Origin of the sequence: Mesobacillus selenatarsenatis SF-1, from assembly GCF_000813125.1 — a bacterium.
Lineage (GTDB): Bacteria > Bacillota > Bacilli > Bacillales > Cytobacillaceae > Mesobacillus > Mesobacillus selenatarsenatis.
The window spans coordinates 1-23,566 of record NZ_BASE01000069.1 but is presented as its reverse complement, the minus strand read 5'-3'; the positions used below and the strand labels follow the sequence as shown (position 1 = coordinate 23,566).

General features: G+C 43.1%; 18 protein-coding genes and 1 riboswitch. Of the genes, 10 read left to right on the top strand and 8 right to left on the bottom strand.

The features are described 5' to 3' along the window. Nucleotides 1–180: 180 nt before the first annotated feature. A complete protein-coding gene (locus TY49_RS13715) occupies nt 181–6,492 on the bottom strand; it encodes a pullulanase (RefSeq protein WP_084135483.1) in 6,312 nt (2,103 codons plus the stop codon). 391 nt (nt 6,493–6,883) lie between these two features. Here TY49_RS13715 and TY49_RS13710 point away from each other — a divergent pair, with 391 nt between their 5' ends. Continuing rightward, nucleotides 6,884–7,333, top strand: coding sequence for a VanZ family protein (locus TY49_RS13710; RefSeq protein ID WP_041966482.1), 450 nt, complete (start codon nt 6,884–6,886; stop codon nt 7,331–7,333). Nucleotides 7,334–7,429: 96 nt separating this feature from the next. On the opposite strand, the gene TY49_RS13705 is transcribed toward TY49_RS13710, so the two are convergent. Next, nucleotides 7,430–9,064, bottom strand: coding sequence for a bifunctional metallophosphatase/5'-nucleotidase (locus TY49_RS13705; RefSeq protein ID WP_052442191.1), 1,635 nt, complete (start codon nt 9,062–9,064; stop codon nt 7,430–7,432). Nucleotides 9,065–9,437: 373 nt separating this feature from the next. Between TY49_RS13705 and TY49_RS13700 the strand changes: the two genes are divergently transcribed. Together TY49_RS13700 and TY49_RS13695 are read left to right on the top strand one after the other, a co-directional pair. Continuing rightward, nucleotides 9,438–10,139 carry an N-acetylmuramoyl-L-alanine amidase gene (locus tag TY49_RS13700; RefSeq protein ID WP_041966481.1) on the top strand — a complete coding sequence of 234 codons (702 nt, stop codon included), beginning with the start codon at nt 9,438–9,440 and terminating at the stop codon, nt 10,137–10,139. Between the two features lie 217 nt (nt 10,140–10,356). Beyond that, nucleotides 10,357–11,574 (top strand): N-acetylmuramoyl-L-alanine amidase family protein, encoded by a 1,218-nt coding sequence (locus TY49_RS13695; RefSeq protein WP_052442190.1) that lies wholly within the window; start codon nt 10,357–10,359, stop codon nt 11,572–11,574. Nucleotides 11,575–11,655: 81 nt separating this feature from the next. Here the strand turns inward: TY49_RS13695 and srtD are convergent, their stop codons facing one another. Further along, nucleotides 11,656–12,303 carry a class D sortase, LPxTATN-specific gene (srtD, locus tag TY49_RS13690; RefSeq protein ID WP_041966480.1) on the bottom strand — a complete coding sequence of 216 codons (648 nt, stop codon included), beginning with the start codon at nt 12,301–12,303 and terminating at the stop codon, nt 11,656–11,658. Further along, nucleotides 12,296–13,486: a processed acidic surface protein gene (locus tag TY49_RS13685; RefSeq protein WP_041966479.1), complete on the bottom strand. Its 1,191-nt coding sequence runs from the start codon at nt 13,484–13,486 to the stop codon at nt 12,296–12,298. The genes srtD and TY49_RS13685 overlap by 8 nt, the downstream gene beginning before the upstream one ends. 344 nt (nt 13,487–13,830) lie before the next feature. Between TY49_RS13685 and TY49_RS13680 the strand changes: the two genes are divergently transcribed. After that, the gene (locus TY49_RS13680) at nt 13,831–14,097 is read left to right on the top strand and encodes an IDEAL domain-containing protein (protein ID WP_041966478.1); all 267 of its coding nucleotides are present in this window, start codon (nt 13,831–13,833) and stop codon (nt 14,095–14,097) included. Nucleotides 14,098–14,206: 109 nt separating this feature from the next. On the opposite strand, the gene TY49_RS13675 is transcribed toward TY49_RS13680, so the two are convergent. Next, nucleotides 14,207–14,698: a sigma-70 family RNA polymerase sigma factor gene (locus TY49_RS13675; RefSeq protein ID WP_041966477.1), complete on the bottom strand. Its 492-nt coding sequence runs from the start codon at nt 14,696–14,698 to the stop codon at nt 14,207–14,209. 668 nt (nt 14,699–15,366) lie between these two features. On the opposite strand from TY49_RS13675, the gene TY49_RS13670 reads away from it, so the two are divergent. Both TY49_RS13670 and glpK read left to right on the top strand, forming a co-directional pair. Further along, nucleotides 15,367–15,921, top strand: a complete 555-nt coding sequence (locus TY49_RS13670; protein WP_084135480.1) for a competence protein ComK — start codon at nt 15,367–15,369, stop codon at nt 15,919–15,921. A 275-nt stretch (nt 15,922–16,196) separates the two neighbouring features. Continuing rightward, nucleotides 16,197–17,687, top strand: coding sequence for a glycerol kinase GlpK (gene glpK / locus TY49_RS13665; RefSeq protein ID WP_041966475.1), 1,491 nt, complete (start codon nt 16,197–16,199; stop codon nt 17,685–17,687). A gap of 26 nt (nt 17,688–17,713) precedes the next feature. Here the strand turns inward: glpK and TY49_RS13660 are convergent, their stop codons facing one another. Continuing rightward, complete coding sequence (locus TY49_RS13660) at nt 17,714–18,553, bottom strand: glycerophosphodiester phosphodiesterase (protein WP_041966474.1); 840 nt, start codon at nt 18,551–18,553, stop codon at nt 17,714–17,716. A 204-nt stretch (nt 18,554–18,757) separates the two neighbouring features. Between TY49_RS13660 and TY49_RS13655 the strand changes: the two genes are divergently transcribed. The 4 genes from TY49_RS13655 (at nt 18,758) to TY49_RS13640 (ending at nt 23,046) form a co-directional block, all read left to right on the top strand. After that, nucleotides 18,758–19,891, top strand: coding sequence for an ABC transporter ATP-binding protein (locus TY49_RS13655; protein ID WP_041966473.1), 1,134 nt, complete (start codon nt 18,758–18,760; stop codon nt 19,889–19,891). Continuing rightward, a complete protein-coding gene (locus TY49_RS13650; RefSeq protein ID WP_041966472.1) occupies nt 19,888–20,808 on the top strand; it encodes a carbohydrate ABC transporter permease in 921 nt (306 codons plus the stop codon). The genes TY49_RS13655 and TY49_RS13650 overlap by 4 nt, the downstream gene beginning before the upstream one ends. 2 nt (nt 20,809–20,810) lie before the next feature. Then, nucleotides 20,811–21,623 carry a carbohydrate ABC transporter permease gene (locus TY49_RS13645; protein WP_041966495.1) on the top strand — a complete coding sequence of 271 codons (813 nt, stop codon included), beginning with the start codon at nt 20,811–20,813 and terminating at the stop codon, nt 21,621–21,623. Nucleotides 21,624–21,687: 64 nt separating this feature from the next. Further along, a complete protein-coding gene (locus TY49_RS13640) occupies nt 21,688–23,046 on the top strand; it encodes an ABC transporter substrate-binding protein (protein WP_041966494.1) in 1,359 nt (452 codons plus the stop codon). 120 nt (nt 23,047–23,166) lie between these two features. Here the strand turns inward: TY49_RS13640 and TY49_RS24695 are convergent, their stop codons facing one another. Together TY49_RS24695 and TY49_RS25275 are read right to left on the bottom strand one after the other, a co-directional pair. After that, complete coding sequence (locus tag TY49_RS24695) at nt 23,167–23,304, bottom strand: hypothetical protein (protein ID WP_156972684.1); 138 nt, start codon at nt 23,302–23,304, stop codon at nt 23,167–23,169. Nucleotides 23,305–23,324: 20 nt separating this feature from the next. Next, nucleotides 23,325–23,410: riboswitch (cyclic di-GMP riboswitch) on the bottom strand. After that, nucleotides 23,387–23,566: hypothetical protein (locus tag TY49_RS25275; protein WP_041966471.1), on the bottom strand; the 180-nt coding region annotated here is incomplete at its 5' end. Its footprint overlaps the riboswitch before it by 24 nt.

The window sequence follows — 23,566 nt, the reverse complement described above, 5'->3', positions numbered from 1 at the left end:
AGCTGGACAGGTGAGACCCCGCAGACGCCGAAGGCGGTGAGGAGGCTCAGCGCCGGCCCCGCGGAAAGCGAAGCGCCTGGAACGGAAATAAACGGACCAAATTTATAAGCTAGTCTAAAAAAAGAGGGTGCCCAAAAAGTTTATACTTTTGGGACACCCTCTTTAATGTTGTTTATAAGGTTACTTCACGGATATGTGAGAACCTTGTCTGCGCTTCAGGAATAAAACTGTACCGCTAGAAGCAATTAAAAGCAATCCTAAAAGGATCAGGTTGAAACTGTTAGTTGCTGTGTCTGGAAGTTCATAGCCTTCTTCTGGCTTAGATACTTCCTCTGCAGATACTGTTTCAAAGGCTGCGTAAGTACTTAGGTGTTTGGTTGTTGCGACTGCATAACCATCTTTGTACTTTCCGCCAACTAATTCCCATTCTTTCTTTTCTTCATTGTAGTAATATACTTTAACATCTTCTGGCTTTTTGACTTTTCTGCTATCAACTTTAAATTTGATTGTTAATGGCTGGTCAAATTGGTGATACACCTGTCCGTTTGCAGTGACTGTGAAGTCGTAAACAGCACTTACTGCAGACTGGATATCTTTCAATCGCTTAACCTTGATGGAAATATCCTCATCTGGAAGAACGGAAGCAGGGATATGCAGTTCTGCATCATTGTTTTTGATAATGATGGTAATGCCTTTTTCTTTCAAGATTTTAATTTGTTCTTTTGTCAGTTCCACTTCAAATTGTACTTGTTTTTCAAGGTTCACAATGAGTGATGAATCTTTTTCCAGATCATCAATGACTGTTTGTTCAATCTTTGCGACACCATTTTCCGTTTCAGGCTTTACTTCAACGGATTTATTATCAGGTTTTTCACTACCTGGAAGGCCTGGGAGACCAGGGAGTCCCGGAGTGTTTGGAATTCCAGGGTTTTCACCTGGTGCCTCTGTCGCTTTTCGATCCAGCTTGATTACGACTGTAGTCAACGGATCAATCTTCATTGTGTCGTTTGTTAACGTGAATCCAGATCTTTCAGCAACCGGCTTCACACCTGCTTCATCACTATCGACAAGTACCTTGCCGCCAGCGAAGTTGTAATCGCCAAGTGTCAGTGTGCGTGTCTGTGTATCAGCGTTCACGAACACATAGTAGTTGCCAGTGTTGTCAGTCGATACGTTTTCGTATGCGATGACTAGGTCTGTATCCTGGATTTCAGGGATATCAAGCAATGTTACGTTTTGGTCGACCAAATCACTCTCGCCGAGGCGGAAAGCGTTAGTTGACTTTCTTAACTCAATCAAACCTTTTGTGAAGGCTTGTGTTGTTGTGTTTACTTCGTATTCTTCTTTGTTTGTTGCTTTTTCCCAATCGAACATATTGATCGCATCGGATGAATCATAAGAGTCATGGACGAAGTATCCAAATGATTTTCCTTGTGCATCCTTCAGTTCGTGGTACTTCTGTTCAGGAACGCCTTCGCCTTTCCACTGCTTCGTTCTGCCATATTCCTGGCCTGCGTGAAGGAATGCTGTTCCCTGTGATGTTAAAATAATCGAGTTTCCTATGCGGATACGCTTGTGAATCTCTAGCTCATTTTCCGGTACTGCAGGATCCTTCTTGATCGATTGTGCAATAACATCGTGAAGCGGCAGGTTATCATGCGCTGCGATGTACTGGACCATATCGCCTGGATCATCCCAAGCTGTATTGCCTGGCTGACCTTTGATGTTTTTGAAGATTGTGTTGATGTCTCTTGCTCCGCCTGTAATGAAACGAGGTTCACCTTCAGAACCGAAGCCAGACTTCAATTCGTTGCGGATTTCGTCAGAGAATACACCGACGTCATCTGTTTTGTTCATCCAATCCTGGTCAGCGCCCATGCCAGTTAGTTCTGGCTCAGCGATGTGGCCTGCGAATGTTCTCCAGCCTTCACCGATGAACAATGCATCAGGATTTACTTCTGCTGCTGCATCATATGCATTTTGAACAGATGGATAGGTTGCGTCACCCATCATATCGAAGCGCATACCATCAATCTTGTACTCTTCGAACCAGTATTTCACTGAATCTACCATCAGCTTTTCAGCCATTGTATGGCTTGTTGCCAGATTGTTCCCGAAGCCGCCAAGGAAATTGCCTTGAGCGTCCTGGAACGCATAGTAATCTGGAACGATATCATTCAGCTGGCTGGCTTTTGCCATATGAGTGTAAACAACGTCTAGGACGACACCCATTCCAGCATCATGGATTGCATCAATCATTTCTTTCAGTTCTTTTACGCGTTGTTCAGGATTCGTCGGGTCAAGTGAGTAAGCTCCATCCGGCGAGAAATAGCTGTGTGGGTCATAGCCCCAGTTGTATTCGTTGCCGCCAGCAGAGTAATCAAGCTCTCTTTGGCCCATCTTTGTTTCGTCGCCATAATACCAGGCCATTACAGGAAGCAGTTGAACATGTGTCACGCCCAGGGACTTAATGTAATCAAGCTTGTCAGCAAATGCTTCATAAGAACCCCATCTTGCATTCAGGTCACCTTCAATTGAAGGATCGGATGTGAAGTCACGTACATGGACCTCGTAGATGACTGCATCTTCGCGCTTTTCATAGCCATCGATTTTCGCGTGGCTGAATCCTTCAGGATCTGTATCGCTAAGGTCAACGATTGCTGCCTTACCAACAGTGTCACCGTCTGGACCAGCTTCGCCTTCCGTATTCACTGTGAAAGCTGCCATTGATTTTGCATAAGGGTCAAGAACCTGACGAGTGACTCCGTCATTTGTTACATCATACTGATAAAAATAACCCTCAAAATCAGTTACGCCAAGATTTCCAGGAGCTACGTCAACAGACCAGACTCCTTTTTCATCCTTCGTTAACTCGATGCTGCCGATTCCTTCAGCTGCATTAGCTTTATTGAAGAAGTTTGCCACAACCTTGCTTGCCTTTGGAGCCCACAGCTTCAATGTTGCTCCGCCATCCTTGTAAGTTGCACCAAGGTCATTTCCGTCATATGCATACATATCATCTAACATTCTCCAGCCTGAAGCAGCTGAAACCGTTCTGCCTGCATATGTTACGGACAATGGAAGCTTGTCTAATGAGAAATCTGCTGTAACTTTTACAGAAGTTGCGCTCGAGATTTCGGCGCCGTTGATTTTAACCTCAGCACCGTCGGCGTCTTTGATTTCAAGTGCTTCAGCTAAAGATTCAGGTGTGAGACCGTCTGTTAGCGTGAAGCCTAATAGAATTGTTTTCTCATTGAGAACTTCTGCAGATACAAGACCTGTAGCCTGCTCCCAGTATGGAGAAACATAGACATTGTCATCGCCTTGTTTTACCCAAACATGGTTGTACTTGTCCAGGAGGTTGAACTTCTTGTCTCCGCCATCCTTTTCTTGCGTTGATTTGTTTAGGGTAATCATGCCGATTTCTTTGGCATCTTCTTTCAGCTCGATATCGACATACGCACCATAACGGTCTGTATTTTCGAAGCTTGGAGCGCCTGCAGTCCAGTCTGTTGGAGCAGATGTTACATCACCCCAGAACCATAGACCGAAGTTTTCATAGTCTGCGTTTTCACGTACATAGTGAACGCGGACAGTGTTTTCAGGCAGGTTGACTGGCTCGTATTTATAAACCTTGTCATCGCCTTGCTTGATAAAGATTTCATTGATTTCTGGTGATGTGACTGTAAAGCCTTTGTCTCCGCCGTCCTTACCAGCATCACCCTTTGTTATATCCATGACGAGGAAGCCGATGTTCTTTGCGCCCTCTTTAAGTTCTACATCGATATAAGCGCCATAGCTGTCAGTCTTTTCGAACATTGTAGCACCCATTGGCCAGTTGGCAGAAGGGGAGGCTACATCATTCCACAGCCATGCACCGAAGTTTTCATAGTTGTTGTCATCGCGCTTGTAGTGGATGCGGACATGGTTTTCAGGAATTGGATCAACAGTAGCTTCTCCGCCGCCATCTCCAGTGCCTGCAGCTTCAGCCGCCGTAATTGCACCGCCTTCCACTGTCAGTAAAACAGTACCGCCATCAGCTCTTGCAGGAATTGTTAAAACAACTTCTCCCGCTTCTGAAGCAGTGTAAGTTTTGCTAGAGTAATGGTCTGTAACGACCGCTCCGGCATCAACAGTCAATTTCACTTCTTTTGCTGTGTCAGCAACGTTCAAGCCAACATATGCAGCTTCATTTCCGTATGTTCTCGCAAAAACCATGAACTTATCAGCGTCTGCACCGCCGATTGTCGTACGTTCACCTTTAGCGAAAACTTCAGAGTTATCGCTGCGGAAGTTCAGGATTTCTTTATAGTGTGCAAGGACATCGTTGCCTTCAACCTGATCCCAGGCAAGATCATAACGGTTATCGTATTGCGGATAGTTATTTGCGCCTGTTTGACCAAGCTCTTCACCGTAATAAATGACTGGCTGTCCTTTTGCTGTTGCCTGCAGGGAAGCAGCAACCTTCAGCTTGCCTTCGTCATTGCCTACAGCATGCAGGAATCCATCTTCATCATGGCTGCCAAGGAACTGGCCGAGTGTAGCTGTGTTATCTATTTGTCCATTGCGGGAAATCAGGGCATCGTTTGCTGATTTCAGCTTGCCGTTTACGAAATTATGGGCAATGCTTTTGAATCCGAAATCAAGCAGGGAATCCATCATACCTGACTCAAGGTATCCAGAGTCGTTTCCTGCGCTTGCACCCCAAGTTTCACCGATCATCTTATGCTCCGGCATTTTTTCAGTGATCGCATTCTTGAATGCCATCCAAGTTGCATCTTCAACGTGCTTTACAGTGTCCACGCGGAAGTAGTCGATTGTGTTGCCTTTAGAAGTTGTTGCTTTTTCAATCCAGTCAGTTTGCCATTGAACAATCGCATTGCGCACTGCAGGATCTTCTGTCTTCAAGTCAGGAAGACCAGATAGTTCGCCAACGACTGTATCCTCGCCAACCTCTCCCTGGCGAAGCAGGTCGCTGAACATTGCTCTTTCTTCATCTGTCGGGAATCCGGCAGGAGGATTAGCCACTTGACCATCAATATTTTTCAGACCATAACCAGTATGGTTCAATACAACATCCACCATAATTTTAATGCCGCGCTCGTGAGCTGCGTCAATCAGGTTATGGAAATCATCCATTGAACCGAAATGAGGGTTCAACTTGCCAAAATTACTAGCCCAATAGCCATGGTAGGCATAGTAAGAGTGGCCTTCTTCATTGTCGTAGCGCACATCGTGCTTGATGTTTTCTACAACCGGGCTGATCCAGATTGTGTTTACACCTAAGTCATTAAGGTAATCTAATTTTTGTGTAATCCCTTTGAAGTCACCGCCCTGGTATGTACCGCGGTCATTTTTAGCATCATAGTTCTGGTTGTAAGGGTCGTTGTTCGTTTCATCACCATCAAAGAAACGGTCAGTCAGCATGAAGTAAATGATTGACTCATCCCAGTCAAAATCATTTTCGCCGACAGCTTGCCTTGTTTTAACTTCTACTGTGGCAGTACCGTTGTAAGGGTTTCCAAAAGAGTCTACAACAGTTAGTGGAATTTCTTTTGTTCCAGCTGTTACAGTGTCATCCACCGCAATGGTGATTGCATTTAAGGCAGGGTCGATTTCCAGCTTATCCGTGCCGCCAAGTGCCGAAATGTCAGCTGTGATTTTGCTGATGGATAGGCCATCAGTCATTCCTTGCACATCAACGGTTAATACAGCGTTCTGGTTGTAATCAATCGCTGCGGGCTTAACTGTTCCTGAAACAGTTAATTCAGCCTTTTGGAAGACGATTTCTGAAGTCGGATTGTATGGATCCTTAACCTCAGTTGTAGTGCCGTCTTTCATGGTTACAACATAAGTGTAGGCAGTTGTACCATTAGGAATGTTTTCATAAGTAGCTACGAATCTCTCATTCTTTGACTCATAGTTCATTGGAATGATTTTATCATTAAACTTCAAGTCTACTTTTTCAATCGTATCCATTTCGTCTTTAGCGAAAAGTTCTTTGTCACGATAGAAGAAAGTGGCATTTCCCTGGTCGATTTTAGGAGCAGATCCATCAGGGACGATATGCATCTGTTCAACACCACTAGTAATGAATGCCTTAGTGATGGAGTCATTTTTATTGACGGGAATATTGCGGTCTTTATCGAATTCTTTTACCGCAGTGTCCCAATTGTCTGTGCTGCGGATCAAAAGACCAATGCTGCTGGTTTCAGGTGCAACTGCAATATCAGCTGTTGCCACTCCACCTTCATATGATTGGAAATTAATCTGATCATTTTGTCTGCCAGTACCCCAGACCCAAATATTCCAGCCTTCGTACTGCTGATCTTCACGAATGTAAGTGACACGGACAGTGCGGTCAGTTGAATCTACAGCAGTGCCGGTGTCTTCTGCAAATGCCTGTGGACCAGGAACGAATGGCAGCCATAGGCTCAACAGCATAATCGCAGTCATGAAGATCGAGAAATTACGCTTTGTGTTCTTTCTCATTAACTTTTCTACCTCCTATGTAATATGGTAGTAGAGTAATAGATGATTGATATCAATCTGCTACTTTACTTGTGAAATCGTTTGCGCAAATGGTCAAAAAAATTAGAACATTTAATGCAAACGCTTGCAAAAATATTTACCTCTTAATATTACAATATTTATTATTGAACTTCAATGGAGTAAAGTGAAAAGACTGTGAAGAAATATCAAGGCAAACGTCTTCTATTGAAAAAAGAGGAATGAATAGTCGCTGCGGAATGGATTTATGCTTTAAAAACTCTCATTGGTAGGGTGGCAGGAGGTATATAAACCAGGTAATTGATGAACCGATAAAAAACTGATTATCAACAATGACTGATGGTTAGGCTGATGGGTGAAAGGGTGATGAATAGTGGTACTCGACTATCAACTACTATTTGGATTGGATAAACAGCTGCATTTTGTAAGCTATGCTGTTATATCTGCATCTATCGGAGTAATGATCATATTAATCTTCAACGGACCTCGTGTAAAACAACATATTAATGTTGTATGGATGACATTAGTGTCGATCGGTATCTTTGAAGAGTATCGGCAATATCAACTTCCTGACAGAAGCGCGGAATTCATAGACGCATTAGCCAATATACTTGGCGTCACAGTGGGGCTGGCGATTCCTGTGCTGCTATTATATTTGAATGAACATCGAAAACTATTTTTTTCAAAGATTTTCAAGAACTACATACTGATCATGATGACATTTTTAATTGGCTTACTTTTTCTTAATGAGAGACCATTCTATTCTTTTGAGGAAAATTTTTTGGAAAAGCTAAGAACCTTGTCAGCTTTTATTGGCTGGTAAAGAGATGAAGTATGCTTCTCTATATGGATGGACCGTCATATATGATAAATAAACGCCCAGCAAACTCTCTAGGTTTGCTGGGCATTATTTTCTTACTTAATTCGCTATATCGATAATTCGTCCTTCTACCTCTGGACTAACAGTTTGCTCTTCTTGTTGACTCACATATTCCGTGAATACTTCCCAGTCCACAAAACCTGGTTCGCTTACCCGGCCTTCATTGTAAGCATTTGCGAATACATCGTATCCGTCTCCGCCTTTAGCGGTGAAGGTGTTTGTTGCTACTGCGTATGTCTTGTTAAGATCCAGGGTTACGTAGTTGACGCCATCTTCTTTTACTTCAATAGACTGAACTCGCTGGCCAACAGGAAGTGTGCTGTTGTATGTGAATTTCAATCCAGCCACCTGCAGGAAGCCTCCAGATGTACTCGGGGCCTCTTTAACACTGTGCTCCAATGCTTCTTTGATTTCAGCGCCTGTCAATTGCATGATGGCTAAAGAGTTTCCGAAAGGCATTACTGTGAGGACCTCTGCCAATGTAATTTCACCAGCATCAATCGATTCACGAATGCCGCCGCCATTTTGCAGGGCGATTACCGTATTAGGATTAATGGTTTTTGCTTTCGCAAGCATTCCGTCAGTGATTAAGTTACCTAAATTTGTTTCACTTGATCGTACAAATTCCCTCACACCGTTTAATTCAACATTTGTATGTCCTATTGCTGTCTTTTTAATTTCATCAACTGCTGGTTTATAGTTTTCATTCAAGATTTGCGCAGCTTCAGCATCTTCTGGAAAAGTAGTGATATCTAAGAGCTCTCCATTATGTTGGATGATCTTCCCATTTTTATTGAACCTTACATCAAGTGTTCCAAGGAATTTACCATACTCATTTGCCTGTACAATGACAGTTGGTTCACTGCCATTTTTCACGACAATTGGTTCTTCTAACTTAACATGGGTATGTCCGCCAACAATAACATCGATGCCATCTACTTCCTCAGCTAACGTTAGGTCATTATCGCCGCCGCCATCGTTCAAACCTATATGCGTAAGCGCAACAATCTTGTTAATACCTTGTTCCTCAAAGGCTTTAACAGCTTCTCTTGCTTCATTGATGTAATCAGTGAATTCGACATCCTCTCCCGGACTGGAGATGTCAACCGTTTCAGCAGTTGTAAGACCGAATATCCCGATTTTCTCCCCATTCACTTCTTTTACAATGCCTTTGTAGACTTCTCCATCATTCGCTTCCGAAGAAATCCCATTATTGGCTAGCGGATTCATATTTTCGTCATTCTCAAAATTTACGTTCGCGCTGACAAATGGGAAATTTGCTTCTTTGACAAAATTCGCCAGAGTTTCGGTACCTTTATCAAATTCGTGGTTTCCAAATGTCATGGCATCATAGCCAACCATATTCATGAACTCTAAATCTGCTAATCCATTAAACTCATTAAAATACAATGTTCCAGAGAATACATCCCCAGCGTCTAATAAAAGTGTGTTAGCTTTCTCCTCACGTACTTGCTTAATTGCTGCCACGCGATTAGCGACAGTGTCCAAATGAGCATGTGTATCATTCGTATGCATGATCGTTAGCTCGTAAGGCTTGCCAGGCTTAACACCCTTCATGTTTGCAGAGGCTGCAGGAACAGCAATCGAAGTCAATAGAGCAGCAGAAGCAGCTACTGATAATAATTTACGGTAGAACTTGTTGCGGTAATTCATTAATAGTTTCCCCCTTATAAAAGGTATTTTTGCTAATAAGCTACTAACCATGGTGGCAAATCACCCTTATTCTATCAAAATCAACCTGGTAAAAAATGAATAAATTGAATATTCATTAAATTAGTTAAAAAGGCATAGGAGAGATATCCTTTATTTTGGGATATTTAGGGAGGCGGGAAACGACTAAAGGTACTAAAGTCTGTGTTTTCCTGGAACACAAATTGTTGGATATAATTCAGCACCTTTTACTGAGCAGGAACTTATATACTCAATCCAAGCGGATTTTAGCAAAAAGAACCATCCATATAGAAGGGGTTTTAGATGATTGAATCGAATTAATACTTAGATTAATAGAAGTATCTGGGGGAAAAAGATGAATAAGAGGTTAGTACTGTTGGTCCTCAGCTTTATAATATTTATAATTGGTGGATGTTCTGAACGTCTGCATGAAGAGGCCGTTGCCAAAGCCGATGTGAAAGAATCGGAGGGAAGCCTTAATATTGAGAGAAAGATTCCTCTGATTAAAGACTATTTGCCAAATATGAATTTTGTGCCAAGAAGCAATGTAACTACTCACGTGGTATTGCACTTTATCAGCAATGCTGCCAATAATCCAGAGAATCCTTATGTGTATGAGGATATCAGGAAAATCTTCATTGATTACGATGTTTCGCCGCATTATATGATCGACCGTGATGGGAAAATCTACTTTTTAATGCCGGAAAGCAGGGCCGCACGTCATTCAGGGAAAGGCGAACTTTCTGCATTCTCCGAGTATAAAGATCACTTGAATAGGTATTCCATTGGCATCGAATTATTAGCTATCGGCACAGAGGCTGAAATGGAGTCAATGATGTCGGCGGATCACTATAAAAAAATACCCCAAGAACATATTGGATATACTGAAGAACAATATAAAGCTCTTAATCTTTTGCTAGAAGATATAATGGCAAGAAATAAGGAAATTAAAAAAGACAGGATACATATTATCGGGCATGATGAATATGCACCGGAACGAAAAACAGATCCAGGAAGTTTATTTGATTGGGACAGAATAATGTTGGAAGGAGAGTGACCCTAAAATAAGGGTTGCTCTTTTTTTATCTGTGAAAAAATTAACCACCTCTTCTTATTCCCCTTCTAATTCCTGCGAAACATTATTTCCGAAAATCATATTTGTTAATTTATACCACCTTTTATATTCGGGTCTTTTTACCCTCTTTCTCTTTCCATAAATGTCTTATAGTGGTAGTGTCCTTAAAAAAAGACAAATTTAGACAAAAGGTGGGGAAATGTTGAAAGTCGCTTCTTTTGGTAAATTGCTTCTTAGTTTTTTGGTCCTTTTATCATTTTCATTATCTTTCTATGCCGATCGTACAGAGGCTGCCTATAGCTTCCAGGCTAAGGTTAATGCTGATGTACTCAATGTCCGTTCACAACCAGGTACAGCCTATTCAATAGTAGGGAAACTCAAGCAAGGTCAGGTTGTAACTGTGTATGAACAGAAAAACGGCTGGTCAAGGATTTCTTATGGCTCGTTGAAGGGCTGGGTTGCTTCACAGTATATAACTGCAACAACCTGGACGGGTTACGTAACAGCTACTAACCTTAATTTCCGAAGTGCTCCTGGCGGCAGTATTTTGGGGTCACTGCCAAAAGGAACTGCTGTCAAAGTCTATGGGGCTGATGGATCTTGGCTGAAAGTATATGCATCCACTCTCAATAAAACTGGGTGGGTTTCGAGTTCCTATATCACCAAACAGAAGCCTGCAACGACAGTGACAAAGGTAGTTTTAAAAGTGAATACCAACATTCGCAAAGGGCCAAGTACGTCGTATCCAATCCTGTATACAGAAAAAGCAGGAACGTTCATGGAGAAGCTTGGTGTGAGCAACGGCTGGGTAAAAGTGAAAAGTCCGGGTGGCGTCGTCGGCTGGGTGTATGGACCCCTCGTCCGTGACCCGAATACTGTTTTAAAGGGAAAGGTTATTGTACTTGACCCAGGCCATGGAGGCTATGACAGCGGCACAATGGGAAAAACCTATCTGGAGAAAACGTTGACGCTGAGAACGGCTTTGGAACTTAAACCTCTGTTGGAAAATGCGGGGGCGAAAGTTATTTTAACAAGAAGCTCCGACACCTATTTAAGCCTGACACAACGGGTAAATATCAGCAATAATTATAAAGCTCATGCGTTCATAAGTCTTCACTATAATGCGTATTCTTCAACAAGCAGTGGAGTCATGACGTTCTATTATAGCAGCTCTAAGGATGCACCTCTGGCTGGCTCGATCCAAAGTTCTTTGGCAGCCTCAACCCAGCTGCGGAATATGGGTTCCAAGTACGGAAATTATCACGTCGTCCGTGAAAATAAACAGCCAGCAGCACTAGTGGAACTTGGCTTTCTGTCCAACCCGACAGAAGAAAAGCTCGTAGCTACAACAACATACCAAAAGAAAGCAGCTAAAGGGATTTACAACGGTTTATTTCGTTACTTCCTGACAAGGTAACGGGAGGAAATAAAAGAACTTTGGTGAAATATATTTTATAAGCTATATAAAAACCTGAGCAGATTAGTTTTCGCTCAGGTTTTATTCTTGTTCAATAGCTTCAATTAAGTCAGCTACCAGAATATATCTCTCCGGTGCGTCCCCAATGAAATCAAAGGGATAACAGGTGGTTACGGTCAGAGTCGCTCTAGGTTTTGGAACGATCACCGTTCTGTCATCAGCATCAACAATCCGGACTTTCCTTACCTTGTAAGTGAATTCTCCTGCACCGGTCGAGACAACCAGCAAATCACCTTTGCCAACTTCACCAAGTTTGCGGAAGACTGTATCACGGTGGCCTGAAAGAACAGAATTATCCTTTTCCCCGGGAAGCACGCTGCCAGCGAAGTGTCCCACTCCTTTTTCGAGCTCATCCTCATCAGTGCCATGGTAGATTGGCAAATCGGCACTAAGTTTAGGAATGGAGAGATTGCCAATCATTTCGCCCTTTTGCGGCCTTTCAGTATAGAGGCTGGTTTTAGGACTGCTTTGCGTTTTATCTGCTGTCTTAACAGGCTTATCCGCAAAGGCAACCTCTGTTTTCGGTTCGCCAGTTTTAAAGAGCCAATAGCCCTTCATAAACTTATAAGCATTTGTTCCGCTGAACCAGAAACCCAATGCAATTATGACAACGGATAGGGAAAGAAGAACCAGTTTTCCGATTCTTCTCTCTTTGAAATATTTATGCACGTTTAACTTTCCTGAATACAAAAGCGCCTAGAAGGACCATAGCTAGTCCCGCCATTGTATTTTGCAGGTAATCTGAAGCAGTGTTCGGCAGCTTGCCGCCTTTGACAGTTTTTGCTGGTGCTTTCTTCTCTGCTTTTGCCACTTCTTCAGCAGCCTTTTTTACTTCTTCGGCTGCGTCAGTTGTATCTTCCAGATTTTCTCCGGTTTCCTCGATGAATTCAGAGTCGAACATTTCCTTTGTGATGACCATGTCAGCTAAAAGATTACCATTGCCAGAAAGGATTTTTATCATTAAGTCGGCTCCGTTAGTAGAGTTCAATTCCATTAGGGAGGCAAATGATACAGGAGTCACAACTCCATCCTTTACCAAGTAGTATTCCACTTTTAGATCCAATAAGGTAAGCATGCCATCCCAAATGTCAATGAATTCGGCAATGTCTTCAGCAGAAAGGTCTGATGCGCTGTCGAACTCAGGGAAATCCATTAGTCTTGTACCGTATTCCTCCAGCGCTGTGAAAAATTGTTCTGGATCAAGGTCAGGGTTCTCCATAATATAAATGAGATGATTAGCAAGATTATTGGCTTCTGCAAGAGAAAGACCAAAAGAATCCAAAGTGTTGATCAAGTCATCTTTAGCGTCCATAAAATAGTGTTCAGCAATAGCGAATTCAAGGTCTTCAATATATTCATAGTTTTCGATTGAATCATCATAGGAATTCAAGAAAGCTTCCAATTCTTCGATTGATTCAAATTCGTAGTCTTCAAGAAGCGTTTGCAGGTTTTCGTCTGTAATCGGTGTAAGTTCTTCTGTGTAGAGCCAGTCAGATATACTGAAGTATAAATCTTCATAAAAAACGAATTGATCCAATGTTGCTGCATTTTCCTCAAGCAGTTGATTGAATTCTTCCTCAGTCAATTCAAACTCTGCAAGCAATTCTTGTAAATTCTCATCGTCTAACACAGGTCCGAGATACTCTATCAATGCATCCAAAGTCTCAAACTCATCTAGAGTGTAATCATGCCAGTCTTTCAGATAGGCGATGAAGTCTTCCTCTGACATACCAATTTTCTGGAGATAATCCTGGAACTCTTGATCCTGTGGATCGACCGCGGCAAAAGCAGCAATTGGAAGCAGGCCCACTGTCAATGTGAAAGCCAAAATAAAAGATAAAACGCGCTTCAAGTAATTCTTCCTCCTACAATTCAAATATATTACAAAAGAATTATATAATCTTTCTGTAAATCCAGATAGTGGGTATTTTTGTAAAATTATAACTTTTTTATAGGTAAAACTATTGACAAATTTCTTTGCGTATTTACCTAAAGGTAAATAGTAATCTTTATTTTAAAGAAATTTACCGTCCTATGACAAAAACAGCATTAAAATCGAGAGATATGGGCTATTGCAACAGGATTGTCCCTGTTTGTAGGAACTTTCTTTCATGAAAGACTCTTCAAAAAGTTATATTCCTGTAAAATCGGGTAAATAGTAACTAACACATAACCCAAAAAAAGGCAGGGATAATCATGAAAAACGATAAGAACTCTAATTTTTATAAACAAAATGTAGACGTGAATATGTTCATGGACACCATGCAGGATCCTGACAATACTGAGCTGATCTTAACTCGTAAAAAAACAAGATATACAGATGGAGCAAACAAAATCATCCAGAAGGTTCAGAATGAATTCCTGGAGCGGAGAAGAGCGGAAGAAATTGATTTGGCATTAGTTAACAAGGACAAAGGGAGATTCATGGAATTGACTTCAGAGAACTGGAAGGATGCTTTATAGAGTGAATGTGATGAATGGGATATTGCGAATATAAAAAGCCTGAAACCAAGAGTAGAATACCCGGTTTCAGGCTTTTTTTGGCTGGATGACACTGCTCACGAAAAACCTCTTAATCTAAAACCTCTATCATTTGCTCCTTGAGCTTCTTTTTAGCGCCGCTCCTCCATTGTTTGACTGCTGACAATGAGACATTTTCCTTTTCTGCTATTTCTCTTACGGAAAGGAAATGAACGCAAGTGTATATGACCCACTTTGTTTCTTTCTCGGTGAGGTCCTCGCAGTAGCTCAACAAAAAATCAAGTTCGAGCGGATATTTGGCATTTGGCTCTTCAACGGTTTCCCAATATTCTTCTTTCGGATAGACACTTCGTTCTTCAAACCGATTATTCCGATTCATCTCATTCAGAATTTGTCCCTTTATATACGAATAAGCATAATTGGTAAAATCACCTTTTTCTGGATCAAAGGCTTCTGCCGCTTCCCAAAGCCCTACAAGCCCTGTATGGAAGTAGTCTTCCTTGTTTTTATAAATATTGAGAGAGGAGATAATCTTGTGGATCATTGGCTCATATTGTCTGGATAACTGTTCAAAGCTTTCCACTTTGCAATCCTTTCGAGATCGCGCGCTATCTATTTTATTCCCGGGTAGCTAAAACATACTTGGAAATGAGAGAGTGCACCAATCACGAAAATTCAATTTTGGAGGTCAAAATGGCTAAAAAACAAACAAAAAAGGCTTGTAAATTCAATTTTCATGACCTATTAAAAGAGAATGCCTATATTAGTAACAAATATCAGAATTGCGAATTGTGAAATTTTTTAGACAATTATTGATAAATTTTTTTCGGGTTAAATGGAAAGTATTTACTACTATTGAAGTAGAATTAACCCAGTTATTTCTTGTGAAAAACTCCGTATATAAATAAAAAAACGGACCTGAATCCAGGCCCGTAGAAAAATATATTATACTAAAAAAGTATAATTTTAGCAATATTCCATTAGATCTAAGTGTTAGGCAATAACAAAAAATCAGATTTACATTTAAATGTCATTATTAATATAATAATACCTATAGGGGTTCTTCCAACACCGAGATCAATTACACAAGCAGCCCTGTTTAATCAGACAGGAGGTTGAGATGCGAAGAGAATTGAAAAATCCCCGGGAATAAAGTCGTGGCGGACAAATCCCGAGGACAAAGTGTGTTGGGTATACCAACTATGTTAGTATACTCTTTTTGTCAGATAAAGCAATACATAGGAGGATTCAATGATGAACCTATTAAGTGATTACACGATTAATCAGGAGACGGTGTTGCTGACAGGGGAATACAACGAAAATGGAAAGCTGTGTACAAGAGTAATCGAAGGGGAAGACACATTTCTCGTCGATATGAAACCAATTGATGTCATTAATAAGACGTTGCTTGGCTTGGGTTCAAATTTTAATGCTGGCAGGAAAAGTTCCAGGGAAATACTCGGTGATATATACATGTGCCCAATCAAGATAAACTGCAATCTGGGCATCTGGTTATTTCCAACCAAATCTTACAATAATGAATTTTGCGTCTGGTTTTCCCTCACGCATGTAAAGAAAACAAAAGCTGTAGGAATTCGGAAAACAGAAGTATATTTAAGTTACAACCATACTTTTGTGATTAACATGAAAGAATCTAAGTTCAACCAAAGAAAACAGGCTGCGAAAGATCTGCGGTATGAAATGACGAAAAACTCCCAGGGCATTCTGACTTTTTACGTGGAGCCTAAAAAAGGCTTGATGATACGTGAGAGTGAAGGGATCAATAGGTACAGAATTCGTAAATAGTAGGAAAGAGGCATCCGGTTTTGGATGTCTCTTTTTTAGTGAATTTAGTGCTAGCGCAATAGATGAGAGTGTATAGAGCAATCCTTTACAAATCTCAATATTTAAATGCAATCACAGGGACTTTTTAGCTGGTAATTGGTATAGTAGCAGTAACTCTAGCATTAGTTAATACAGTAGGTAAAAAACAGGCAGGACAGTTGGATACATCTAAAGTTGGCGCGTTAAGATAACGATAAATTGAAAGCGGTTAAGTTGACAAGGGGAGGAATTATTTTATGGAAAAGTACATTCTATCTTTAGACCAGGGAACGACAAGCTCAAGGGCGATTCTCTTTGACAAAGCAGGGAAGGTCGTACACGTTTCACAAAAGGAATTCACGCAGCATTTTCCCAAGCCGGGTTGGGTAGAGCATAATGCGAATGAAATATGGGGCTCCGTGCTGGCTGTCATCGCAGGAGTTTTATCAGAATCAAATGTTAAGCCAGAGCAAATAGCGGGAATTGGGATTACGAATCAGCGTGAAACGACGGTTGTATGGGATAAAGAAACAGGTATTCCTGTTTATAACGCGATTGTTTGGCAATCACGTCAAACGAGCGGGAATTGTGATGAATTGAAGGAAAAGGGCTACAATGACCTTTTTCGTGAAAAAACAGGCCTCCTGATTGATGCTTATTTTTCAGGGACGAAAGTGAAATGGATTCTTGACAATGTAGAGGGCGCAAGACAAAAAGCGGAGGAAGGCAAGCTGTTATTCGGAACGATTGACACTTGGCTCATCTGGAAGCTTTCTGGCGGACGTGCCCATGTGACGGATTATAGCAATGCTTCGCGCACGCTTATGTTCAATATATATGACCTGAAGTGGGATGAAGAGCTCCTTGAAATTCTCGGAGTGCCGGCTTCCATGCTTCCAGAGGTTAAGCCTTCTTCAGATGTTTACGCAAATACTGTTACGCACCATTTCTTCGGCCATGAGATTCCGATTGCCGGTGCAGCGGGTGACCAGCAGGCCGCATTATTCGGACAGGCATGCTTTGAGGAAGGCATGGCGAAGAACACGTATGGCACAGGCTGCTTCATGCTGATGAATACCGGTGAAAAAGCGGTCAAATCAGAGCATGGACTATTGACTACACTTGCCTGGGGACTGAACGGAAAAGTGGAATATGCGCTCGAAGGCAGTATTTTTGTCGCCGGATCGGCACTTCAGTGGCTGCGGGATGGCTTGAGAATGCTCAAGCACGCGAGCGATAGCGAATCGTATGCTGAAAACGTGGATTCCACCGAGGGCGTATATGTGGTACCTGCATTCGTGGGGCTGGGAACTCCCTATTGGGACAGCGACGTCAGAGGAGCAGTATTCGGCCTAACCCGGGGAACGAGTAAGGAACACTTTGTCCGCGCGACTCTTGAGTCACTCGCCTACCAAACAAGAGATGTACTATCCGCTATGGAGGCTGATTCCGGCATTGAACTAAAAACTTTGCGCGTGGATGGTGGCGCGGTTAAAAACAATTTCCTGATGAATTTCCAGAGTGATATACTGAACGTTCCTGTCGAACGGCCTGTCGTCAATGAAACGACAGCCCTCGGTGCCGCTTATCTAGCCGGTCTTGCGGTGGGATATTGGGCAGATCAGCAGGAAATTGCTTCCCAGTGGGCGATTGACAGGAAGTTTGAACCAAAGATGACTGAAGAGGACCGGAATCAGCTGTACAGCGGCTGGAAAAAAGCCGTCAATGCTGCGATGGCGTTTAAATAAAACTCTATACGAATAAGGCCAGATTCCTAATAGGTGTCTGGCCTTTTTTCAGGATAATCCGTAAACACTCCATCCGCTCCAATCTCATAAGCCTGCTGAATATCCTCGTCCGTATTCACGGTGAAAAGATGGACCGCCAACCCATGAAGATGGGCCTTTTGAATATAATCTTCATCCACCTTCCCAAAATTGGCTCCGATTCCTGAGGCATATTTTTTCAGCGACCGTAGCTCCCGGTCTGTCAACCTCACCTTCTCTGAATATCTGTAAAGCTGGACAAGTGGAATTCCCGGTTCCAGCTTGCGAATTTTCCTCAGGCTATTGCTGTGGAAGGATTGAATGATAACTTTCGATTTAGAGTGAACCAGCGAATGTTTCCTTAGCAGATTTATTAATTTCACTTCCATCCCTGGCGATTTGGTTTCGATGTAGTAATTCGCGCTTCTCCCATAACGCTGAAAGATTTCCTCGAGTGTAGGGATTTCGACACTTTCATAGGCAGAGTCGGCGAGTTGCGGAAACTGTTCATTGAACCACGAACCGGCTTCCAGCGCCTTGATTTCATCAAGAGTTTGCGTTTTTGACAGTCCAGAACCATTCGTCGTCCGGTCTACCTCCGCATCATGCAGGGCGATCAATTCGCCGTCTTTTGTCATCTGCAAATCGATTTCGATATAATTGGCACCCGATAGTACCGCTAGATTATATGCAGGCAATGTATGTTCAGGCGCGTAGGCTGATGCCCCTCTATGAGCGATGATGATGAAATCATCTGTTAAAACAAAGGCAGGCGCAGCACTGCGATTCTCACAACCGGCACTTACCAGCAAAATCAAACAGAGGAATAAAAGCGATATATTTCTCATGATTCCCTCACTTTTTTGTGAAATGTAATTTTCTAACATACTACCAAAATAAAAAACATATACTCTCAATATATATTACAAACTTGACAAGTTAATACTTGTGACGGAGACCAGGAGACCACATCTACTGCCTTTATCGAATAGGCATTATTTGTGGTCTCCTTTTTCATAGAGTAGCGCTTTTAAGCGGAAAGGGTGGCAATCATGAAGAAGGTGGAATTGATAGGTGTCTCAAAATCTTACGATAAAAAAACTGAAGTCATTTCAGATATTACAGTCAGTATTGAGCCAGGAGAGTTCTTCGTCCTCGTCGGTCCTTCCGGCTGTGGGAAAAGTACGATGCTGCGGATGATTGCCGGCCTGGAAGAGATCACGGGTGGTGTCCTGAAAATCGGCGATGTCGAGTCGAACTGGCTCCCGCCCAGCAAAAGGGATATTTCGATGGTCTTCCAAAACTATGCATTATACCCTCATTTAACGGTTGAGGAGAATATCGTTTTCGGCCTCCATGTAAAAAAAGTGCCAAAGCCTGAACGAAAAAAGCGATGCGAAGATGTGGCGGAAATGCTCGGGTTGACTCCTTATTTGAAAAGGAAACCCCGAGAGCTGTCCGGCGGCCAAAGACAGCGTGTCGCCCTGGCCAGGGCCATCGTCAACCAGGCACCGATTTGCCTGATGGATGAACCTTTATCCAACCTGGACGCTAAATTAAGGGCCCATATGCGCTCGGAAATCAGGCAGATCCAAAGGCGTCTTGGTATCACGATGATCTATGTCACCCACGACCAGGTCGAGGCGATGACGATGGGAGACAGGATCATGATCCTCCATGACGGCAAAATCCAGCAGATTGGCCAGCCAATCGATATTTATAACAATCCCGCCAATCCTTTTGTCGCGACATTCATTGGTTCGCCGCCGATGAATATTGGCGAAGGGAAGGTGGGCAGTGCAAAAAATGAGATTGTTTTCAGCGAGGAAGCAAAAATAGCTGTTCCAGAAAAAGATTGGCCATTATTAAAATCCGACACAATCATCATCGGCGTCCGTCCTGAGCATTTGAAGGCGGCGACAAAAGAGACGAAAGCAGAAGATAAAGTCTATGTAAAAACGACCAATGTAGAGGTCCTTGGAAATGAAACGATCTTCTCCTTCGATATGGGAGGAAGGGAATGGATGGCGAAATGGACCGGCCAATGGCGGATTGATGTCGGGGACATGGTCCCGATTGTCATCAATTACGACTCTCTCTGTTTGTTTGACAGTGAGACGGAAAAAATCATCAAAACTCCATCGGATATCGAGAACCATGTTTTTGATAAAGAGGTGTTCATATGAAGGCAGACGCAGCCAGTACTCCTCCAAAGCAGTTTGGCTTATGGAGGAAATCTCTTAATGCACGCACGGCTCTTTTGTACCTGTTTCCGTCAATTCTTCTGTTTTCGGTGTTCATCTTTTATCCGATGTTCCGGACGATTTACCTGAGCTTCTTTCTTACTGACCAGCAGGGAGCAGCTGCGCTTTTTGTCGGCTTTGAAAATTATGCCTATTTATTTGAGTCAAGGGAATTCCGCAACAGTATCAAGGCGACGGTACTGTTTGTTCTCTACACCGTGCCGACAGGGGTCATCATTGCGCTCTTTTTGTCGCTGATTGCGAATGAAAAACTGAAAGGAATCGGCTTCTTCCGGACTGTCTATTCTTCAACGATGGGCATTTCGGTCGCTGCTTCCTCTGTCGTCTGGCTGTTCCTGTTCCATCCAAGCATCGGCATGTTCAACCGGCTGCTTAATGTCATGAATTTGCCGGGCGTGCAGTGGCTGCTTGATCCGGATTGGGCGCTCGTGTCAATTTCGATTTCAACGATCTGGATGAATATCGGCTTCTCGTTTCTCATCCTGCTTGGCGGGCTGCAGAATATTGATGAATATTTATATGAAAGCGCCAAGATCGACGGTGCCGGCTACTGGTATCAATTACGCAGGATTACGATTCCGATGCTGTCGCCGACACTGTTTTTCATCATCACGATCTCCTTGATCAATGCGTTCCAGACTTTCGGGCAGGTCGATATTTTAACGAAAGGCGGGCCGTCCCAGGCGACAAACCTGATTGTTTACTCCATATACCGGGAGGCATTCATCAACTACCAGTTCGGTACGGCAAGTGCGCAGGCTGTCTTTTTGTTCATCTGCATTTTAATCGTGACGATCCTGCAATTCAAGCTCGGAGAAAAGAAGGTGCACTATCAATGATGATGTCGACACCGAAAAAAATCCTGTTTTATATTTTGCTGGTCATTTCTGCCTTCCTGGTCTTTTTCCCGGTGATGTATGCCTTCATGATCAGCTTCATGTCTGGCGGGGAAATCCTCCAGGGAAAGTTTTTTCCTGAATCGATTCATTTTGATAACTATGTAAAAGTGTTCGACCGGCTGCCGTTGATGAATTACCTGATCAATAGCTTCGTCGTGTCGTTCGGGGTCATGCTCGGCCAGCTGGTGGTCTGCAGTCTTGCGGCCTATGCATTTGTGTTCATCCCGTTTAAGGGAAGGGATTTCATCTTCTTCCTCTTTATATCAACAATGATGATTCCCTGGGAAGCGACGATGATCCCTAACTTTTTTACCATCCAAAAGCTTGATTGGATGAATACGTATCAAGGATTGACCGTGCCATTTTTCGCATTGGCCTTCGGTACCTTTCTGCTGCGCCAGCATTTTAAGACGATTCCAAAAGAGCTGCATGAAGCGGCAGAGGTGGCAGGGCTCGGTAAGTTCGCCTTCTTTTGGAGAGTGATCCTGCCAGTTTCAAAAACGAGCCTTGTTACATTAGGTGCCTACGGGTTCCTTACGACATGGAATATGTATTTATGGCCGTTACTCGTAACAAGCACGGACCAGGTAAGGACGGTCCAGATCGGCTTGAAGCAGCTCCAGTCCCAGGAAGTCGCGACAGAATGGGGCGTCGTCATGGCGGGAGTGATTGTGGTCATCATCCCGACACTGCTCTTGCTTTTTGCCGGACAGAGGCAGCTCCAAAAAGGCCTGACCCAGGGAGCGCTCAAGTAGTTCATTTCGGGTTCAACTTCTGGTATCCAGAAGTATTTTAATAAAAGGGGTGTTCAGCAAGATGATGAAAAAGTTTCGATGGTTTCTCGTGATCAGTGCGATTTTCAGCTTAATCGTCATGTCGGCATGTTCCAATGATGCAAGCAAGGGAGATGACAAAGACAAGGAGAAGGATGGCGGCACGAAGCTTGGCGAGAAAACAGAAATCTCGTTCTGGCATGCGATGTCCGGACCGGGCCAGGAAGCGCTTGATGGCATTGTCGCAGATTTTAACAATTCACAGGATAAAGTTGTGGTCAATGCAGAATTCCAGGGTACTTACGAAGAAGCGCTGACAAAGCTGCGCAGTGTTGGAGGCACCGATAATGCGCCGGCGATCATGCAGGTATTTGAAGTAGGGACTAAGTATATGATTGAAAGCGGCTTTATCGAGCCAATGCAAACATTCATCGATAAGGACAATTATGACCTGTCCCAGCTGGAGGAAAATATCCTGAACTACTATAAGGTCGATGGCAAACTGTATTCGATGCCGTTCAACTCTTCGACACCGGTGATGATCTATAATAAGGATGCTTTTAAGGAAGCGGGTCTTGACCCGGAAAAAGCGCCGCAAACATTCAGTGAAGTAAAAGCGGCTGCTGAAAAACTGACGAAGAAAGACGAACGATTTGGATTCTCGATGCTGACATATGGCTGGTTCTTTGAACAGCTTGTAGCGACACAAGGCGGTCTGTATGTCGACAATGATAATGGCCGTTCTGACGACGCAACAAAAGCTGTGTTCAATGGGGAAGAAGGACTGCGAGTCTTCAAGTTCCTTGACGACATGAACAAAGCAGGAACCTTCGGCAACTACGGAACGAACTGGGATGACATCCGTGCCGCTTTCCAGACAGGAAAAGTCGCCATGTACATGGATTCATCCGCAGGTGTAGCCGGCGCGATCAATAACTCTTCATTCGATGTCGGGGTTGCCTATATCCCATACCCGGATGAAGTTGAAAGACAGGGCGTAGCGATTGGCGGAGCGTCATTATGGATGAGTAAAGGAATCGGTGATGATAAGCAGCAGGCAGCATGGGAATTCATGAAATTCCTCGCATCACCTGAAAGCCAGGCAAAATGGCATATCGGAACAGGGTACTTCGCAATCAACCCTGCAGCATATGAAGAAGACATCGTGAAAAAAGAGTGGGAAAAATACCCGCAGTTCAAGGTTACAGTAGACCAGCTGCAGGATACAAAACCATCCTTCGCGACACAGGGTGCATTGATTTCCGTTTTCCCTGAATCACGCCAGCAGGTCGTAACTGCCTTAGAGAACTTATACCAGGGAACACCGCCTCAGGAAGCGCTGGACCAGGCGGCTGAAGGAACAGACAGGGCGATTGAGATAGCGAATAAGACGAAGAAGAAGTAACAAGAGTTATTGGATAGGGGGAACCGCTTTTTCACGGCTGTTTTTGCAGCGGGAGGAAGGGGCCTCCTTTTTTATTGAAAATCAAAAAGCTCCGGATTATCGGAGCTTTTCGTTTCGTGCTTAAATTTGATTAGCAAGGACTGTGACTGCTGCACTGAGCACTACAGTAGCTAATAATAATGCCGCATATAGAAGGGTTTTTTGTCTTGCTTTTTTCTTCTGCATTTCCTCTGGCGTTAGCCAAACGTTATTAGACATCAATTTTCTCCTTTATGATTGATGGTAGCTGGCAGACTTTTTCCAATGGAAAGAGGTCCCTATAGCTTTGCGTCATCATTTTTCAATGATTTTGCCCTATATAAAAGTATCGTAATTGTGAAAAGCCTTTCAATAGGTCTTTTGTCCCTTTTTCTACTTTTTTACATCTCTGAACCTCGTTCACCTTCGGGCAACCTGCGCCACAGCTAGTAATTATGTCCGAACCATTCCCGACTTCGGAAAAATCAAGCGCCAACGCAAG

Bases quoted from the DNA above. Each gene is read 5' to 3' on its own strand.
- TY49_RS13680 (WP_041966478.1), top strand. From the start codon at position 13,831: ATGAAAAACGATAAGAACTCTAATTTTTATAAACAAAATGTAGACGTG.
- TY49_RS24695 (WP_156972684.1), bottom strand. From the start codon at position 23,304: ATGTCTAATAACGTTTGGCTAACGCCAGAGGAAATGCAGAAGAAAAAA.
- TY49_RS13670 (WP_084135480.1), top strand. From the start codon at position 15,367: ATGATGAACCTATTAAGTGATTACACGATTAATCAGGAGACGGTGTTG.
- TY49_RS13660 (WP_041966474.1), bottom strand. From the start codon at position 18,553: ATGAGAAATATATCGCTTTTATTCCTCTGTTTGATTTTGCTGGTAAGT.
- TY49_RS13650 (WP_041966472.1), top strand. From the start codon at position 19,888: ATGAAGGCAGACGCAGCCAGTACTCCTCCAAAGCAGTTTGGCTTATGG.
- TY49_RS13695 (WP_052442190.1), top strand. From the start codon at position 10,357: ATGTTGAAAGTCGCTTCTTTTGGTAAATTGCTTCTTAGTTTTTTGGTC.
- TY49_RS13705 (WP_052442191.1), bottom strand. From the start codon at position 9,064: ATGAATTACCGCAACAAGTTCTACCGTAAATTATTATCAGTAGCTGCT.
- glpK (WP_041966475.1), top strand. From the start codon at position 16,197: ATGGAAAAGTACATTCTATCTTTAGACCAGGGAACGACAAGCTCAAGG.
- TY49_RS13715 (WP_084135483.1), bottom strand. From the start codon at position 6,492: ATGAGAAAGAACACAAAGCGTAATTTCTCGATCTTCATGACTGCGATT.
- TY49_RS13640 (WP_041966494.1), top strand. From the start codon at position 21,688: ATGAAAAAGTTTCGATGGTTTCTCGTGATCAGTGCGATTTTCAGCTTA.
- TY49_RS13700 (WP_041966481.1), top strand. From the start codon at position 9,438: ATGAATAAGAGGTTAGTACTGTTGGTCCTCAGCTTTATAATATTTATA.
- TY49_RS13655 (WP_041966473.1), top strand. From the start codon at position 18,758: ATGAAGAAGGTGGAATTGATAGGTGTCTCAAAATCTTACGATAAAAAA.
- TY49_RS13645 (WP_041966495.1), top strand. From the start codon at position 20,811: ATGTCGACACCGAAAAAAATCCTGTTTTATATTTTGCTGGTCATTTCT.